14 protein-coding genes and 2 pseudogenes are annotated in these 16,551 nt (G+C 65.4%); 7 read left to right on the forward strand and 9 right to left on the reverse strand.

Annotated features, from left to right (window positions below; genetic code table 11):
* Positions 1-16 precede the first annotated feature (16 nt).
* The 3 genes from WS62_RS17200 (at position 17) to WS62_RS17210 (ending at position 1,986) form a co-directional block, all read left to right on the forward strand.
* Positions 17-904: a U32 family peptidase gene (locus WS62_RS17200; protein WP_066572953.1), complete on the forward strand. Its 888-nt coding sequence runs from the start codon at positions 17-19 to the stop codon at positions 902-904.
* Positions 905-959: 55 nt separating this feature from the next.
* A complete protein-coding gene (ubiT, locus tag WS62_RS17205; protein WP_059473858.1) occupies positions 960-1,439 on the forward strand; it encodes a ubiquinone anaerobic biosynthesis accessory factor UbiT in 480 nt (159 codons plus the stop codon).
* 100 nt (positions 1,440-1,539) lie between these two features.
* A complete protein-coding gene (locus tag WS62_RS17210) occupies positions 1,540-1,986 on the forward strand; it encodes a putative zinc-binding protein (RefSeq protein ID WP_066572956.1) in 447 nt (148 codons plus the stop codon).
* A gap of 106 nt (positions 1,987-2,092) precedes the next feature.
* On the opposite strand, the gene WS62_RS17215 is transcribed toward WS62_RS17210, so the two are convergent.
* The 9 genes from WS62_RS17215 to WS62_RS17250 form a co-directional block, all read right to left on the reverse strand.
* Positions 2,093-2,812 carry an anaerobic ribonucleoside-triphosphate reductase activating protein gene (locus tag WS62_RS17215; RefSeq protein WP_066572959.1) on the reverse strand — a complete coding sequence of 240 codons (720 nt, stop codon included), beginning with the start codon at positions 2,810-2,812 and terminating at the stop codon, positions 2,093-2,095.
* Between the two features lie 16 nt (positions 2,813-2,828).
* On the reverse strand, positions 2,829-3,041 hold the full coding sequence (gene nrdD / locus WS62_RS38665) for an anaerobic ribonucleoside-triphosphate reductase (protein ID WP_082716550.1): 213 nt from the start codon (positions 3,039-3,041) through the stop codon (positions 2,829-2,831).
* A gap of 2 nt (positions 3,042-3,043) precedes the next feature.
* Positions 3,044-4,807: a ribonucleoside triphosphate reductase gene (locus tag WS62_RS17225; protein WP_066572962.1), complete on the reverse strand. Its 1,764-nt coding sequence runs from the start codon at positions 4,805-4,807 to the stop codon at positions 3,044-3,046.
* 48 nt (positions 4,808-4,855) lie between these two features.
* Positions 4,856-5,092 (reverse strand): hypothetical protein, encoded by a 237-nt coding sequence (locus tag WS62_RS36560; RefSeq protein WP_156441023.1) that lies wholly within the window; start codon positions 5,090-5,092, stop codon positions 4,856-4,858.
* A gap of 349 nt (positions 5,093-5,441) precedes the next feature.
* On the reverse strand, positions 5,442-6,665 hold the full coding sequence (locus WS62_RS17230; RefSeq protein WP_066572964.1) for an NnrS family protein: 1,224 nt from the start codon (positions 6,663-6,665) through the stop codon (positions 5,442-5,444).
* A 145-nt stretch (positions 6,666-6,810) separates the two neighbouring features.
* Positions 6,811-7,932, reverse strand: a complete 1,122-nt coding sequence (locus WS62_RS17235) for a hypothetical protein (protein WP_066572965.1) — start codon at positions 7,930-7,932, stop codon at positions 6,811-6,813.
* Between the two features lie 34 nt (positions 7,933-7,966).
* Positions 7,967-8,305 (reverse strand): metal-sulfur cluster assembly factor, encoded by a 339-nt coding sequence (locus WS62_RS17240; RefSeq protein ID WP_066572966.1) that lies wholly within the window; start codon positions 8,303-8,305, stop codon positions 7,967-7,969.
* 76 nt (positions 8,306-8,381) lie between these two features.
* Positions 8,382-10,670, reverse strand: a complete 2,289-nt coding sequence (locus WS62_RS17245; RefSeq protein WP_066572968.1) for a nitric-oxide reductase large subunit — start codon at positions 10,668-10,670, stop codon at positions 8,382-8,384.
* Positions 10,671-11,306: 636 nt separating this feature from the next.
* The gene (locus WS62_RS17250; protein ID WP_066572971.1) at positions 11,307-12,470 is read right to left on the reverse strand and encodes an alkane 1-monooxygenase; all 1,164 of its coding nucleotides are present in this window, start codon (positions 12,468-12,470) and stop codon (positions 11,307-11,309) included.
* Positions 12,471-12,968: 498 nt separating this feature from the next.
* Here WS62_RS17250 and WS62_RS39040 point away from each other — a divergent pair.
* From WS62_RS39040 to WS62_RS17265, 4 genes and pseudogenes are all read left to right on the forward strand, one after another.
* Positions 12,969-13,182 (forward strand): annotated as a pseudogene (locus WS62_RS39040) (deoxyribodipyrimidine photo-lyase); the annotation flags it as partial.
* Positions 13,160-13,672: pseudogene (locus WS62_RS38670) on the forward strand (FAD-binding domain-containing protein); the annotation flags it as partial. The pseudogenes WS62_RS39040 and WS62_RS38670, both read left to right, overlap by 23 nt.
* Positions 13,673-13,802: 130 nt before the next feature.
* Positions 13,803-14,414 carry an adenylyl-sulfate kinase gene (gene cysC, locus WS62_RS17260; RefSeq protein ID WP_066572977.1) on the forward strand — a complete coding sequence of 204 codons (612 nt, stop codon included), beginning with the start codon at positions 13,803-13,805 and terminating at the stop codon, positions 14,412-14,414.
* A gap of 802 nt (positions 14,415-15,216) precedes the next feature.
* Positions 15,217-15,930, forward strand: coding sequence for an autoinducer binding domain-containing protein (locus WS62_RS17265; RefSeq protein ID WP_066494119.1), 714 nt, complete (start codon positions 15,217-15,219; stop codon positions 15,928-15,930).
* Positions 15,931-16,551 lie beyond the last annotated feature (621 nt).

Consider the following 16,551-nt stretch of genomic DNA (forward strand, 5'->3'; position numbering starts at 1 on the left):
TGCGGGAGCGAGGATCATGAAAATTGCTTTGGGGCCGGTGCAGTACTACTGGCCGCGCGTCGCGACGATGCAGTTCTATCAGGCGATGTCGGAGACGCCTGTCGACATCGTCTATCTCGGCGAGACAGTCTGTTCGCGCCGTCACGAATTGCGCTTCGCGGACTGGCTCGAGATCGCCGACATGCTGGCCGCGGCCGGCAAGGAAGTGGTGCTGTCGACACAAGTGCTGCTGGAATCGGGCCGGGATCTGAAGACGATGCGCGAGATCGCCGAGAACGGCCGCTATCTGGTCGAGGCGAACGACATGGGCGCCGTGCGCTGCAACGCGCCGCGCGCGTTCGTCGCGGGACCGTGGCTCAACGTCTACAACCCGCCGACGCTCGCAATGCTCGCGGAGCTCGGCGCGCGCCGCTGGGTGATGCCGCCCGAGATGAGCGAAGCGGGCCTCGCGAAGATGCAAGCCGATCGGCCGGAGCATCTGCAGACCGAAGTGTTCGCCTACGGGCGCATTCCGCTCGCGTTCTCCGCACGCTGCTTCACCGCGCGGAATCGCAATTTCCCGAAGGACAACTGCCAGTACGTGTGCATGGACCATCCGGACGGCTTGCCGCTGAACACGCGCGAAGGCGAGCCGTTCCTCGTGCTCAACGGCATCTCGACGCAGTCCGCGCGCGTCTACAACCTGATCGACGAGATCGACGCGCTGCGTGCGCTGAACGTCGACGTCGTGAGGTTGAGCCCGCAATCGCAGCACATGGCCGACGTGATCGACGCGTTCCATGGCGTCCTGATCGGCCGCACGAGCATGCGCGACGCGCTTGCGGCGCTGCACGAGCGGACGCCGGAGACGTCGTGCAACGGCTACTGGCACGGCAAGCCGGGCCTCGAGCGCGTCGCGCATTGAAGCCGCGGCGCGGCATGCGCCGCGCCGCTTCCGATTGGTTTGTGAGGAATCCGCGATGAATGCCCCGATCTATCAATTGCCGCCCGCGCTCGGCAAGCTGCTGTCGACATTGCCCGCGTATCCGGGGTCGATGCTGCTCGCGGGCGGGATCAATCTCGTGCTGCGCAAGCACTTGCCCGCGGAGACGCTTGCGTTGCTGGAGAATCGTCCGCTGCGCATCCAGGTGAAGGATGCGGGTATCGCATTCGATTTCGTCTGCCGGCGCGGCGCGTTCTCGCCGCTGCCCGGCCGCGGCGACGTCGATCTGACGATTGGCGCGACCGCCTACGATTTCTATCTGCTGTCGCAGCGCCGCGAGGACCCGGACACATTGTTCTTCAGCCGGCGCCTGACGATGGAAGGCGATACCGAACTCGGACTGCTCGTGAAGAACTCGCTCGACGCGATCGACCTGTCGGTGTTTTCGCTCGAACAATGGTTGCCGACGCGGCTGTTCCGCCAGAGGCCGATCGAGCGCAGCGGGATGCCCGACTGACGTACGTACGCGCATACGTACGCGAGCACGCACGCGAGTACGTACGCGAGTACGTACGCGAGTACGTACGCGAACCGAGCCAGTCGATCAGGAGAACGGGATGAGGAACGAAACGAAAACGCTGCCGCTCGTCTATTCCTGCTCGGGATGCTCGAACGTCGCGCAACTCGCGAATCACGTCGCGGTGCGGCTCGACCGCGGCGGCGACGCGGAGATGTCGTGCATCGCGGGCGTCGGTGGCGAGGTGCCGTCGCTATTGAAGGTCGCGCATTCGGGCCGGCCGATTCTCGCGATCGACGGCTGCCCGCTCGTGTGCGCGAAGAGGAGCCTCGAGCGGCACGGGATCGTTCCGGATGCGCATCTGCAGCTCGGCGAGCATGGCGTCAGGAAGCGTTTTCACGAGGATTTCGATCCGGACGATGCGAATCGCGTTCTTTCGCTTGCACGGAGCGAGGCGTTGAAGCTTGCGCAGGACGAGCCCGAGGCGGCGCGCGTCGACATGGGCGCCGACATCGACATCGACGCCGAACCGCACGACAAAGTCTGATCCACGCCGAACGAAGCGCGATCGGCTCGTCGGCTATCCGAATCGATCGGCAATCGAGTGGCGGCAGCAATGCGTCGCCGTCGCCACTGGCCGCGCGCCGGCCGATTCAACCGCGACGAATCGAAAAATTCACAAATAGACGATCGAGCCGTCCGAGCAGCGCATCGCTCGGATAGCCGGCGAGCGACGCCGCATTCAGCGCACCGTCGTCGCATCCTTGCGTGCGGAACACTTGCAGTACGTAATTCTCGACGCCGAGATCCGCGAGCTCGTGCGCGATGCGCAGCAGCGCCGGCTCGGGCAGCAGGTCGGGATGCGCGGTCGTCCGACATTCGTACGCGATGCGGCTTGCGAGCACCGCTTCGAGGCTTTGCCGCGCATGGCCGCCGCTCGCGCGCACGCGCGTCGTGCGCGCGTAGTCGTCGAACGGCGCCTTCACGTCGAGTCCGATCCAGTCGAGCGATGGCAGCAGATGCGCGAGCCGTCTCGGATGCGTGCCCGCGCTATGCATGCCGACCTTGAATCCGAGCCGCTTGACGTCGTCGATCGACGCGGCGAGCGCGGGATCGATCGACGGCTCGCCGCCGCTGAACACGACCGCATCGATCAGGCCGACCCGGCGCGCGAGGAACGTGAGCAGCGCGTCCCACTCGAATTCGGCCGGTTGCGAGCGCGCCTGAAGGTGCGGATTGTGGCAATACCCGCAGCGCCACGGACAGCCCTGCACGAACACGACCGCTGCGAACTGGCCGGGATAATCGGTCGCGGTGAACGGGACGAGCCCGCCCACCTTGAGCGGATGACGCCGGGCGAGAGCGAGATTCATCGCGCGAGCGATGAGCTTACGCCGCGGCGCGCAGCGCGACTTCGCCGGACTCGCGTTCGCGGAAGTACTGGCGCTCGTGGAACTCGCCTTTCTTGCCGACGTTGAACGACGACACGGGACGGTGATAGCCCATCACGCGTGTCCAGATCTCGCACGGTTGACGCTCGTCGTCGGACAGCGAGATCGCGGCGAGGGCGGTTGGGTTGTTGGCTTGCAGTGTCGTCATGATGTTCAGGCTTCCATCGGTTGGGGTTGAGACAATTTGCGACGCAGCAGCGCTTCGTCGCACTTCGGGCAAAACTCGTGGCTGCCGGCGAGATAGCCGTGCGTCGGGCAGATCGAGAACGTCGGCGTGACGGTCAGATACGGCAGCGAGAAGCGGGTGAGCGCGCGCTTGACGAGCGTCCGGCATGCATCGGCGGACGACAGCGCCTCGGTCATGTAGAGGTGCAGCACCGTGCCGCCCGTGTACTTGCGCTGCAGATCGTCCTGGCGCTCGAGCGCCTCGAACGGATCGTCGGTGAAGCCCACCGGAAGCTGCGACGAGTTCGTGTAGTACGGCATTTGCGGCGTGCCTGCCTGCAGGATGTCCGGATAGCGGCGGCGGTCTTCCTTCGCGAAGCGATACGTCGTGCCTTCGGCGGGCGTCGCTTCGAGGTTGTACATATGGCCGGTCTCTTCCTGATATTCGACGATGCGCGCACGCACGTGGTCGAGCAGCCGCAGCGCGAATGCGTGGCCCCAGTCGGTCGTCAAGTCGTGCTCGTCGTGTGTGAAATTGCGGATCATCTCGTTGACGCCGTTCACGCCGAGTGTCGAAAAATGATTGCGCAGCGTGCCGAGATAACGCTTCGTATACGGAAAGAGCCCGTTGTCCATGTGATGCTGGATCACGTCGCGCTTGATCTCGAGACTGGTCTTGCCATGGTCGAGCAGCGCGTCGAGCCGCGCGAGCAGCGCGCGCTCGTCGCCCGCGTGCAGATAACCGAGTCGCGCGCAATTCACGGTGACGACGCCGATCGATCCCGTCTGCTCGGCCGAGCCGAAGAGCCCGTTGCCGCGCTTCATCAGCTCGCGCAGGTCGAGCTGAAGCCGGCAGCACATCGAGCGGATCATGTTCGGCTTCAGCTCCGAATTGATGAAGTTCTGGAAGTACGGCAGCCCGTAGCGCGCGGTCATCTCGAACAGGCGCTCGGCATTCGGACTGTGCCAGTCGAAATCGGCCGTGATGTTGTACGTCGGGATCGGGAACGTGAACACGCGGCCCGCCGCGTCGCCCGCCTGCATCACTTCGATGTACGCCTGGTTGATCATGTCCATTTCGTTCTGCAGATCGCCGTACGTGAACGGCATCTCGCCGCCGGCGATCACGGGCACCTGCTCGCGCAGATCGTCGGGGCAGGTCCAGTCGAACGTCAGGTTCGTAAACGGCGTCTGCGTGCCCCAGCGCGACGGCACGTTCAGGTTGTAGATCAGCTCCTGCACGTACTGCCGGACTTCGGCATAGGTGAGCGCGTCGCGGCGCACGAACGGCGCCATGTACGTATCGAACGAACTGAACGCCTGTGCGCCCGCCCACTCGTTCTGCAGCGTGCCGAGGAAATTCACGATCTGGCCGACCGCGCTCGACATGTGCTTCGGCGGCCCCGACTCGACCTTGCCGGGCACGCCGTTCAGTCCTTCGGCGAGCAGCGTGCGCAGCGACCAGCCCGCGCAGTAGCCGGACAGCATGTCGAGATCGTGGATGTGCAGATCCGCGTTGCGATGCGCTTCGCCGATTTCGCCCGGATACACGTGGCTCAGCCAGTAATTCGCGATCACCTTGCCGGACACGTTCAGGATCAGGCCGCCGAGCGAGTAGCCCTGGTTCGCGTTCGCGTTGACGCGCCAGTCCTGCCGGTCCAGGTATTCGTTGATCGACGTCTCGACGTCGATCAACGGCTTGTCGCGCGACGTCGGGTTCGACGCGACGGAAGGGAGCGTGGTCTCGGACAACGTGGGCCTCTTTTGTTTGTGGCACAAAATCTGGTGACGGGATGAATGCTAAATACCAGATGTTGTATGGGTCAACGGCGATCTGGCGAAGTTTGGCGCGCGCTTGACGGCGATTAAGGCGCGGCGAATTAGGGCTGCGACATCGGCGACCGGGTTGCGCGGATCGAAGGCGCCACAGAGGAACGGATGGCCGAGTTTGTCGTGCTGCATCGACAGGACGACTTCGGCGTGCGTCGAACGGACGCTTGCCGGCGCGCGCGTTGCCGATGCACGATCGTCCGGCATCCGAACGCGAGCGAATCATGAGTAACGAATCGAGGGCTGCTTCGCACACATGCAATTTTGTGCGGACCGATTTGCCGTCGACGATGAGCCGACTACGGTAGGGTGCGTCCGCGCATTACGCGGTCTGCGATGAATGAGCGAAGAGGTCGACTCGCCGCAGCCGCACGACGCACGACGCACGACGCACGACGCACGACGAACGACGCACGACGACCGACGCACGACGACCGACGACCGACGAACGACGACCGATCCGTATTCGATGAACGGCGGGCGCTCCGCTTTCGGCGCAACGGCGAACGAGGCGGTTGAAAGCGAGCGCAGCGCGTGTAACCGCCGCGCAGCACGTTCACTTGCCGGATTTCGTGTCCGAACCGGATGGAATCGCGGCGGCCGACATCAGACGGCCGGCATAGCGTGCCAGATAGACGACCAGCGCGGTGGACCACCCGATGCCGGCGACGACGAGCCACTGCGCGGTCGCGGCGGGGGCGAGCCACGGCCCGAGCACGCGCGCGAGCGTCGCGACGATCAGGAGCCCGTAGCAGACGCGTTCGGCGGCTCGTGCGGCCTGTTCGCGTCCCGTGTGCTCGAGCGCAGTGCGCGTGATCATGCCGGCGATCGCACAGCCGATCGCGCCCGTCGTGAACGTGTGCAGCGCGAGCGAATGCGCGACGAGCCCATACGCGCTCAGGCCGGTCAGTGCGAAGCCGGCCGCGATCGACGCATACGCGACGTGCAGAATCGACAGCATCGGCCGCCGCCCGACCGCCCAGAAGCGCCAGCCGACGAGCCGCGCCGCGTGCAGCGCGGCGGCCGTCCATGCGAGCGCGGCGATCGCCCAGGCGGGCGCGCCGGCCGCATCGACTACGAGCGCCGCCAACGTGACCGACATCACCGACGATTCGACGATCCGCCACTGCTTCACCGGCAACCGGGGCAGCGCGGCGGCCGTGATCGACGGAATGATGCGGCCGCCGATGATGACGATGAAGAGCACGAGCAAACCCGCGGCAAGATCGGCGCAGCGCAGCGCCCATGCGGCGTGTCCTTGCCGGACCCCTATGTGAAATAGCGCGTTGAGCATGGCGAGTATGCCGAGCGCGACGGGCAGGAAGATCCCGTGGCGATTCTCCGCGCCGACCAGCGCGCGGACGAGCGCATAGGCGATCGCGGGCAGGAACGCGATGTCGACGGCCGCCGCGGCCCAGCCGGGGCCCGTCCACATCAGCACGCGGCCCGCGAGCCACAGCAGCCACAGCGCGACGAGCGACGGACCTTGCGCGGGATTCGTCGACGTCCACGTGCGCACCGACGTCAGCAGGAAGCCGGACACGATCGCGCCGGCAAAGCCGAAGATCATTTCGTGTGCGTGCCAGAACAGGCCGCTCATCGGCGGCGCGTGACCAGCCCAGTCGCGGCCGGCGAGCGCGCCGAGCCACGCGAGCATCGCGATCGCGCCGAAGCACGCGCCGCCCAGATAGAAAGGCCGGAAGCCGGTCGACCACAGCGCGCTGCGGCGGCCGTCCGGCTGCGCGAGTACGTTGCGGTCCGTCGAGCGGGCGAGCAGCATGACGTTCCCCTTCTTCTATATGTTGCTTTCTGAATGCATCATATAGAAGAAACGCGCGCAAGCCCTGCGACAAGATTGCACGGCCGCGGCCTTGCTCGAGCGCAAGGCCGCCGTGCCGGACCTTTGACGTCGCGGAGATGGCGATTTAAAGGGGACGTTTGCCGCTGTCTCGGCGCGTCTTCGCTTGACGCGCGAGCCCGATGCCGATCGCGAGCGTCACGGCGAAGCTCGCGATCGCGACGGCGGCGGCTTCACCGCCCGCGCGCCGCAGCGTGAACGCGTCGAGGAGGCCGCCCGCGACGCGCAGCGCGACGGCCGCATGCAGCAGCGCGAGCGGCGCGTAGAAGAACGGCCGATATGCCACGCGCAACCGTGCGACGGCCGGCACGATGATCGGTGTGTGCCCGAGGATCATCGAGAATACGAAGCCGAGCGTGAGCGCGTGCAGGGCGGCGTCGTGCGCCGGATGGCCGGGCGCGAGCGCGCCGTCGAGACCGAGCGCGCCGCTCACGGCGAGCCAGCCATAGCCGGACAGCAGGCAGACGGCGATGAAGCGCGCGAGGCCGCGCTGGTGCACCGTGCGGCGCGCGATGTCGTAGCGGATCAGCCACAGTGCGAGCAGCAACTCGCCGGCACCGAATAGCCGCAGCGCGGGCAGCGGGTGCCACGGCGCGAGCGCCGCGGCGACAGGCAGCAGCGCGGCGAGGCCGCAGAAGAGGGCGCTCGCGCTGCGCGGCAGCGGGCGAACGCGCGTGAGTTCGAGCCGCTCGGCGGCGATCGTCAGGATCAGGAACGTGAGCCACCATGGCACGGCCGAGAACGGATCGCCCGTCAGCAGCCAGACGACGTTGCCCGCCCACCAGCACGCGACGCTTGCTGCGAGCACCCACAGAAACTGCGCCCTTTGCCGTCGCAACACCGCGGTGCCGACGGCGAGCGCGACGCTCGCTGCGCCGACGAGCAGCGCGGCGGCGCGCGCCGGCGGCGCGCCCGCGAGCAGCGTGATGCCCGCTGCGACGGCCGCGGCCGGCACGAGATACGCCCAGCGCGCGCCGAGCGCGACCGCGCGCTCGATGCCGATCACCGCACCGAAAAAGACCGGAATCATCAGGACGCCATGCCAAGCGAGCTTCGACGCGGCGTGCGTGGGCACGGTCGCACCGAGCCGCGCGAGGCCCGTCAACACCCCGCACGCGAGCAGCGCGACGATGATGCTGGCCGCCGCGACGCGGACGATCGGGCGAGTGAGGGACACGGTCGGTCGCATGGCGGTCCGCAAGGCTTGGAGGACGTCGAGCGTGCTACGCGATGGGCCAGCCCATCAGTTCGCGCGCGGCGTCGCTCATCATTTTGGGCGCCCACGGCGGTTCCCAGACGAGATCGACGTCGACGGGCAGCGCATCGGATGTGAGGTCGCCGAGCGTCGCCTGCACGTCGTCGATCACGACGCCCGCCATCGGACAGGCGGGCGACGTCATCGTCATCGTCACGACGATGCGCTCGTCGGTGCGTTCGATCCTGTAGACGAGACCGAGGTCGACGATGTTGACGCCGATCTCCGGATCGATGACGGCTCGGAGCGCGTCGCGCAGCGCGCGCTCGTCCGGCATTTCGCTTCGGATTCTTGAAGAATTGCACATGGTTGGCCCCGAACGGAAGGAGGGGGAGAAGGCCGGCCGCGCATCGCGCGCGGCCGGCAAGTTCAGGTGACGATGCTTACGTGCGTTGCACGGTCTGTCCGACGGCGCATTCGTCGGGTTGCGACGGCGTGGGCCGGCGCAGCAGGCGCAGCGCGAACCAGCCGAGATACAGCACGCCGAACGCGAACACGATGTCGCCCGGCACGCGCAGCCACACGAGTGCGTTCATGATCGGCGCATGCACGATCTCCGGCGAGCGCGCATACCAGAGACCTTTCGTCACGCTCGCATACGCTTCATAGATGCCCGACGGCAGGATCGACAGGAACACCATCATGAAGAGGCCGACGTTGAGCAGCCAGAACGCGGGCTTGAGCAGGCCATCGCTCCACGCGCTGCGGGCGGTTATGCCGCGCAGGCAGAACAGCATGAGGCCGATGCCGAGCATCCCGTACACGCCGAACAGCGCGGCATGACCGTGTGCGGGCGTCATGTTGAGGCCTTGCACGTAGTAGAGCGAGATCGGCGGATTGATCGAGAAGCCGAGCAGGCCCGCGCCGACGGTATTCCACACGCCGACCGCAACGAAGCAGAGGATCGCCCACTTGTACGACTGGATCCAGGGCGCGGCGTGCGACTTGCGATACGTCTGCCAGCCTTCGATGCCGACGAGCGCGAGCGGCACCACTTCGCACGCGGAGAATACGGCGCCCACCGCGATGATCGACGTCGTCGTGCCGGTGAAGTACAGATGGTGCAGCGTGCCGAGAATGCCGCCGAACAGGAACACGATTGTTTCCATCACGATCGCGCGATTCGCGCTTTCGAAGCGGATGAGGCCGAGGCGCGCGAAGATGAGGGCGATCACCGCGGTCGCGAACACTTCGAAGAAGCCTTCGACCCACAGGTGCACGAGCCACCATCTCCAGTACTCGATCATCGAGTAGTGCGTGTTTTGCCCCCACGCGAGCGACGATGCATAGAAGAGCCCGATGCATGCGGCGGACAGGAACACCATGCCGATGAGGCCGCGGCCTTCGGTCGCCTTGTTCTTCAGCGCGGGCATCAGCGCGCGTCCCATCAGGAACAGCCAGAACAGCAGGCCGACGAAGAGCAGGATCTGCCAGACGCGGCCCATGCTCGTATAGGCGAGGCCCTGGTTGCCGATCCAGAACGCGTAGTTCGTGCCGAGATGCTTGAGCGAGCCGAGCCAGCCGGTGACGGTCGAGCCGACGACGATGAAGATCAGCGCCCAGAACAGCGCGTCGACGCCGAGCTTCTGCAGGCGCGGTTCGCGGCCCGACAGGAGCGGCGAGATGTAGAGACCCGTTGCGAGCCACGCGGTCGCGATCCAAAGCATACCGAACTGTGTGTGGATCGTGCGGCTCACGATCCACGGCAAGACGTCCGCGAGCGGAATGCCGAAGAAGCTGTGGCCTTCGACCGCATAGTGCGCGGTGATCGCGCCCATCAGAACCTGCGTGAGCAACAGGCCGATCACGACGTAGAAGTACTTCTTCGTCGCGCGCATCGACGGCGTCGGCTTCACGTTGACGAGCGGATCATTCGTCGGCACGGCGAGCGGCGTGTCGTGCTCGCCGTGCGCGGTGTGATACCAGATCATCCCGGCGATCGCGCCGAGCAGGATGATCACGCTCGCGATCGACCACATGCCATTCGCGGCCGTCGGCGTGTTGCCGACGAGCGGCTCGTGCGGCCAGTTGTTCGTGTACGTGATGCCCGTGTCGCCCGGACGATCGGTCGTGGCCGACCATGCGGACCAGAAGAAGAACGACGCGAGCGCGGTGCGGTCGGCCGCGCCCGGCACCGAACCCGCCGTCATCGCGTATTGATCGCGCAGCGTGTCGAGCGACGAATCGGTGCCGAACAATGCTTCGTAGTGCTCAGCGACTCGTAGCGTCGCGGCAGCACGCACGTCCGACAGCGTGAGGTGATCGCTTGCGGCATCGTATCGGTTCGCGCGCATCTCATGCTTCAGACGCGCATCGAGCATGCCTTGCTGATCGACCGGCAGCTTCGCGTACGGCGCGCCGAATTGCTGGCCTGCCCACGCTTCGCGCAGTTCGAGCGCTTCGCGATGCAGCCAGTCCGCCGACCAGTCCGGCGCGACGTAGCTGCCGTGGCCCCAGACGGTGCCGAGTTGCTGGCCGCCCGACGCGAGCCACACTTGCTGACCGCGCCTGATCTGCTCGCCAGTGAAAATGACGCGCCCATTTTCGCTGACGACCGCGTTCGGAATCGGCGGTGCGGTGAGATAGATGTCTCTGCCGAGCCATAGCAGGACGGCGAATGACGCGAGGCAGACGAGCCCGAGCCATGTCCATAGACGACGTGTGGAGCGCATGACCTCTCTCCTTTCAAGAGGGGGGAATGTGGAGAAAACGTTCAATGCGACGGCGGCATGACGGGCCGTCGATTAAACGTGCACAACAAATGTATGTTTTAGTGGATGGTATGAGACGGGTATGCGCTTGTAAAGGCTCGATGCGGCGCCAGGGCGATGCGACGCGGTTGCGCCGCGCATGGGACAGGCCGTGAAGGTGCGCCGATATTGGGTCGCGGGGCGTTACGGCAAAGACGGCGTGTCAATTGGTCGCGGGCGGGTATGACGCCGCGAGGCGGGTTGCAGGGGGGACGTGATCGCACGCAGTGCGGGCGAAGCGCGAAGCCGACGAGCCGAGCGTCTGGTGGTCGGAAAGACAAGCCGCAGTGGATGCGAGCGCGATGAGGCGGGGTGACGTTCAGCGCGAGGCGACGGCCACGATGCGGCGGCTGACGTGAACCAACGAGCGGGAGCGGGCTTTAAGCGCGAGGGCGTGAAGACGAGAAAGTGCGGAAGGCGAAGAGAAGCAAGACAACCCGTCGCCGGATGCCGCGCCGCGCCCGATCTGAACGACAAAGAAAGCCGCGGCGCGCGTCAACAGCGCGCACACGCGGCTCGTCATGCGGCGAACCCGTCGCAGTGCGACGGCCCGCATCGTCACGTGTTCGCGACGGCCAGATCCGCGAGCACTTTCCGCCGGATCGAAGGCTTGATGTTCGATTGCGCCATGTTCGTGCCGTAGTGGGCGACGACGCGCGGATTCATCGTCCTGAACCATAGCGGCGGCACGTATGCGAGCAGGATCATCGCCGCATAGCCGGCGGGCAATTGAGGCGAATCGTCGAAGTGCCGCAGCGCCTGATACGAGCGCGTCGGATTCGCGTGATGGTCAGCGTGGCGCTGCAACTGATAGAGGAACAGATTGGTCACCACGTGGTTGCTGTTCCACGAATGCTGCGGCGTGCAGCGCTCGTAGCGTCCGGTCGGCAACTGCTTGCGGCCGAGTCCGTAGTGCTCGACGTAGTTCACGACTTCGAGCAGCGATGCGCCGTACGCCGCCTGGATCAGCAGGAACGGGATCACCTTCGTGCCGCCGAACGCGATCGCGGCGCCCCACAGCGCGAGCGTCATCGCCCACGACTGCAACACTTCGTTGCGCCACGACAAGGCCGAGCGGCTGCTGCGCGCGAGCCGCTCCCGTTCGAGTCGCCACGCGGACGCAACGCTGCCGGTCACGGTGCGCGGCAAGAATGCCCAGAACGATTCTCCGTAGCGCGCGCTCGCGGGATCGTTCGGCGTCGCGACGCGCACGTGATGGCCGCGATTGTGCTCGACGAAGAAATGGCCGTACGCGACGGGCGCGAGCGTGATCTTCGCGAGCCAGCGCTCGAACGGGCTCGTCTTGTGGCCGAGCTCGTGCGCGGTGTTGATCGAGATGCCGGTCGCCGCGCCGAGCGACAGCGCGAAGCCGAGATAGTCGTACCATGCGAGCGACTGCGTGCTTACGATCCACATCGCGCCCGCGAATGCGACGTAGACGATGAAGGTCGCGAGATAGACGACGTAGCGGTAGTAGCGGTCGTTTTCGAGCTGAGGCACGACGGCGTCAGGCGGATTCTCACTGTCGACGCCGATCAGCATGTCGAGAACCGGAATGACGCCGAACGCGAAGAGCGGCCCGAACCACCAGAAGATGTGCCAGCCGGTCCACAGCGCGAGGAACGCGGCCAGGAGCGGCAGTGTGATCGTCAGCGCGCCGAGCAGCCACCAATAGCGCTTCGTGTCGGTCCAGACCGTTGATGCCGGTTGCTGAATTGCCATTGTCACCCTCCATTGTTGGGTACCGATTTTGTTGTGTTTCGATTTATTGCGTACGCAAGCAATTGTCGCTCGCGCCGACGAGTTCATGCCCGTTGCGCTGATTTATACGTGCTCAATTATCGTTCAGCCAAACATTCGGATTAGGGCGCGGCCTCCAAACAGCGAAGCAGCCGGGGGTGCCGCCATGTCGCTTGCGTCGAGCGATGATTCAAACATCCGCGTATTCCATGATTGCGAAACGAATGACGTATAAAACCGAGGGTAATTCCGTATATTTGGGGACGGCGCAAGAAGGATGAAAGATCGATACTGAGCGGGTTTTTCCCGCATGGCGAGCTTATTCGCCGTTCTCGCGCCGCACTCGCCCCGATACAGTCCGCATTTACGATATTTCATTTTTCTTTCGCAGAGGTCTACCACTTGTCCGCCGCTTTCTCGATCGCTCCCGCCGTCGTCTGGTTTCGCGACGATCTGCGCGTGTCCGATCATCCCGCGCTGGTGCGTGCCGCCGAGTCGGGACGTCCCGTGATCGGCGTGTACGTGTTCGATGAGCGCGCCGGTGCACGTTCGCTGCGCGGCGCGCTGGTGGCGGCACGGAGCGCTGCGCGCGCTCGACGCGGCGCTCGCTGCGCTCGGCAGCGGGCTCGTGCTGCTGAGCGGCGACGAGGCCGACACGATCACGTCGTTCGCCGTGGCGCGACGATCCCGCGGCGCTGGCCGTGTGGCGGCGCGGCGCAACCGGCTATCCGTTCGTCGACGGCGGTATGCGCGAGCTATGGGCGACGGGCTGGATGCACAACCGTGCACGGATGGTATGCGCATCGTTCCTCGTCAAGCATCTGCTGACCGACTGGCGCGAAGGCGGCGCGTGGTTCTGGGATACGCTCGTCGACGCGAACGCCGCGTCGAACGCGGCGAACTGGCAGTGGGTCGCGGGTTGCGGCGCGGATGCCGCGCCGTATTTCCGGATCTTCAATCCGATTGCGCAGGGGAAGAAGTTCGACCCGGACGGCGCGTACGCGCGGCGCTGGGTGCCCGAACTGGCCGGCTTGCCGGCGAACGCGATCCACGAGCCGTGGGTCGCGCCGTCCGCGCAACTGGCCGCTGCGGGCGTGCGGCTCGGCGATACCTATCCGCTGCCGGTCGTCGCTCACGACGCCGCGCGCAAGCGGGCGCTCGATGCACTGGTGACCGTAAGGTGAATCCTGATCTGGTGCATTTAATCTTTTGTAATTAATATGGCCGAAATATTCCGGAAAGACCGCATTTTTAATCTTTTTCAGTTGTTAAACTCTCGCTCCGTGCCAGGGGCAGTTTGATAGAGGCGAATGCATGGACATGAATGGCGGATTTCCGCCGGAGGCGATTGCTCCGGTCGTGTGGATGACGGGGTTGCCGGGGGCCGGCAAGACGACGACCGCGAATGCTCTGCTGAGCCGGCTGCTCGAGAGCGGCGCGAAGGCGATCGTGCTCGACGGCGATACGTTGCGCACCGGCCTGTGCTCGGATCTCGGCTTTTCGGACGCCGACAGGATGGAGAACATTCGCCGCTTCGCGCACGTCGCGAAGCTGTTCCAGCGCGAAGGCTACGTCGTCGTCGTCGCGACGATCTCCCCGCTGAGGGCGCATCGTGATCTCGCCCGCTCGATCGTCGGGAACGGCTTTTTCGAGGCCTATGTGTCGACGCCGCTCGAAGTGTGTCGCGCGCGCGATCCGAAGGGGATGTACGCGCGCGCGGAGCAAGGGCGATTGATGCAGTTCACGGGCGTGTCGAGCACCTACGAGCCGCCTGTCGCACCCGACATCTCGATCGACACGACGAACTGCAGCGTCGCGTTTTCGCTTGGCGAAGTCATGGCGCAGCTCAACCAAGTGACCGTGCTGCCGGCGCAGCTCGCTGCGGCCGTGTCCGCGCCATTTCCGATTGCGCGGCCCGCCGGCTGACGATTGTTCGGCCGGCGAAGCATCCGGCTTGCCGGCGCGCGGCCGGCCACGCCCGGCATGCATTGCATGCCGGGTCCTGTCGTCGCGCTTCCTTTCTGCTTTCCAATTCATTGACGGGCATGCCGGCGCGCTGCTTCGTTTCCCGTGCGTTCGCTGCGTGCACGCCATGTCGCTCACCGATGACGACATCGGCGCCGAGCAAAGGGGCCTGCGCGGCGCGCGCAGGCAGCCGACTGCATGCGTTCATCCATCGTCTGCCGCGACGCGCGCGGCTCGCATTACCGGGCCGGCCGACATTGCCGAACGTATATTGCGGTGCGACGAGCGCGCGTTGTTTTTCTTTTCGGCGATGCGATTGCGCCAATCGCGAAATTCATCCGGGTTCACTCTTCGGTTAAAAAAGAGACATCGCGCAAGCTTCGCGCGGCGCGTGTGCCGACGAGCACGAGCGAGACGCGTTGCCCGTTCCGCCGGCGCTTGCGCAACGGCCTTTTTTCGAGATATCCGCGGTGACGCACGTGAATAATCAATAGAAGCATTGAGCGATCCCGTCGCCTATTCGAGCCGCGTATGGGCCCGTTTTGACGAATGAAAAAATCTCATTTGCCCGAATGAGGTCGCGCATGTGTAATTCGAATCGAATTACACGAAAACACGAGCTGAAAAAGCACAATCATAAAAATCACGCTGATCATTCGGGCCGGTTGATCTGCCTCGCATCGACACATTGGACGCGGCGCTTCGCGCCGCCGACGCGCGAGACTTCGGCTTGCCTGGACATGGAGATCCGATGAGGGCGGCGATGGGGAATTGGGCAGAGGACCTGCTGGCGGGGCTGGACGGCGCCCGATCCGAGGAAGAGGCGTTTCGGAGCATCGAAGCCGCCACGACGGCCCTCGACTTCGAATACTGCGCGTATGCGCTGCGCGTGCCGTGGCCGCTGTCGAGGCCGCGAATCGAGACGCGCAGCAATTTTCCCGAGCAATGGAAGCGGCGCTACGGAGAGGCGGGTTTTCTCGACGTCGATCCGATCCTCGCGCACGGCCGCCGGTCGCAGCAGCCGATCGTCCTGACCGAGGCGCTGTTCGCGTCCGCGCATCAGATGTGGGTCGAGGCGCAATCGTTCGGGCTGCGGTTCGGCTGGGCGCAGTCGAACTTCGACGCGTACGGCGGCATGGGCATGCTCGCGCTCGTCCGCTCGGGCGAACCGATGACGGAAGCGGAGCTCGACGCGAAGGAGTACCGGATGCGCTGGCTCGTGCGCACCGCGCACGCCGCGCTCGGCCGCATGATGCTGCCGAAGCTGATGGCGGATCCGGAGCGCGGCCTGACCGAGCGCGAGGTCGAGGTGCTCAAGTGGGCAGCGGACGGCAAGACGTCGGGCGAGATCTCGAAGATCCTCGCGATCTCCGTCGATACGGTGAACTTCCACGTGAAGAACGCGATCCTCAAGCTCAGGACGGCGAACAAGACGGCGGCCGTCGTGCGCGCGGCGATGCTCGGGTTGCTGAGCTGAGCTGAGTGGAGCGGAGTCGCATCGAGCGTGCGCGGGCGGGCCCGGATTGGCGAGTCGCGCGCGGTATCGTTGAAGGACGTGAGGTGGCGCGGTGGCGCGGTGGCGCGTTGGCGCGTTGGCGAGAGGGCGAGAGGGCGAGAGGGCGAGAGGGCGAGAGGGCGAGAGGGCCGGATCGGCGGCCGATTGTGCTTTGTGGCGAATACGTGCGTGGCGGCTACCAGCGCGATGCGGGCGTCTCGGCATCGAAGCTTGAACGCCCGTCTCCGAATGTCCAACCCCGAATTTCGCGAGCAACGATGGCGCTTCCGTATCGTCAGCGTTCGCGCGTCATGGCATCCGTTATCGCGCATTACTGACGGATTCGTGCGCGACGACGTTGTTTCTTATATCTTTGCGCGGTGTCCGATCGTCGTTTCCCGAACAGCCGGATTTCGACCCATCGACACGCCGCCGCAACGCGGCATCGGACGGCGATCCCACTGATCTTCGACGCAGCGCTCGCTCAGCGCGAATCGGCGTTCGCACGGCGTCGCTACCGCTTGCTTTGGAGAAGCGCGCATATATTCTGCTGCGCGTGTTGCGACGCGTGTTGCACGCGCGTCGCGCTTCGTGTGCGTTCCG

Source organism: Burkholderia sp. ABCPW 14 (genome assembly GCF_001523835.1).
Classification (GTDB): domain Bacteria; phylum Pseudomonadota; class Gammaproteobacteria; order Burkholderiales; family Burkholderiaceae; genus Burkholderia; species Burkholderia mayonis.

Bases quoted from the DNA above. Each gene is read 5' to 3' on its own strand.
- WS62_RS17200 (WP_066572953.1), top strand. From the start codon at position 17: ATGAAAATTGCTTTGGGGCCGGTGCAGTACTACTGGCCGCGCGTCGCG.
- ubiT (WP_059473858.1), top strand. From the start codon at position 960: ATGAATGCCCCGATCTATCAATTGCCGCCCGCGCTCGGCAAGCTGCTG.
- WS62_RS17210 (WP_066572956.1), top strand. From the start codon at position 1,540: ATGAGGAACGAAACGAAAACGCTGCCGCTCGTCTATTCCTGCTCGGGA.
- WS62_RS17215 (WP_066572959.1), bottom strand. From the start codon at position 2,812: ATGAATCTCGCTCTCGCCCGGCGTCATCCGCTCAAGGTGGGCGGGCTC.
- WS62_RS36560 (WP_156441023.1), bottom strand. From the start codon at position 5,092: ATGCCGGACGATCGTGCATCGGCAACGCGCGCGCCGGCAAGCGTCCGT.
- WS62_RS17230 (WP_066572964.1), bottom strand. From the start codon at position 6,665: ATGCTGCTCGCCCGCTCGACGGACCGCAACGTACTCGCGCAGCCGGAC.
- WS62_RS17235 (WP_066572965.1), bottom strand. From the start codon at position 7,932: ATGCGACCGACCGTGTCCCTCACTCGCCCGATCGTCCGCGTCGCGGCG.
- WS62_RS17240 (WP_066572966.1), bottom strand. From the start codon at position 8,305: ATGTGCAATTCTTCAAGAATCCGAAGCGAAATGCCGGACGAGCGCGCG.
- WS62_RS17245 (WP_066572968.1), bottom strand. From the start codon at position 10,670: ATGCGCTCCACACGTCGTCTATGGACATGGCTCGGGCTCGTCTGCCTC.
- WS62_RS17250 (WP_066572971.1), bottom strand. From the start codon at position 12,470: ATGGCAATTCAGCAACCGGCATCAACGGTCTGGACCGACACGAAGCGC.
- cysC (WP_066572977.1), top strand. From the start codon at position 13,803: ATGGACATGAATGGCGGATTTCCGCCGGAGGCGATTGCTCCGGTCGTG.
- WS62_RS17265 (WP_066494119.1), top strand. From the start codon at position 15,217: ATGGGGAATTGGGCAGAGGACCTGCTGGCGGGGCTGGACGGCGCCCGA.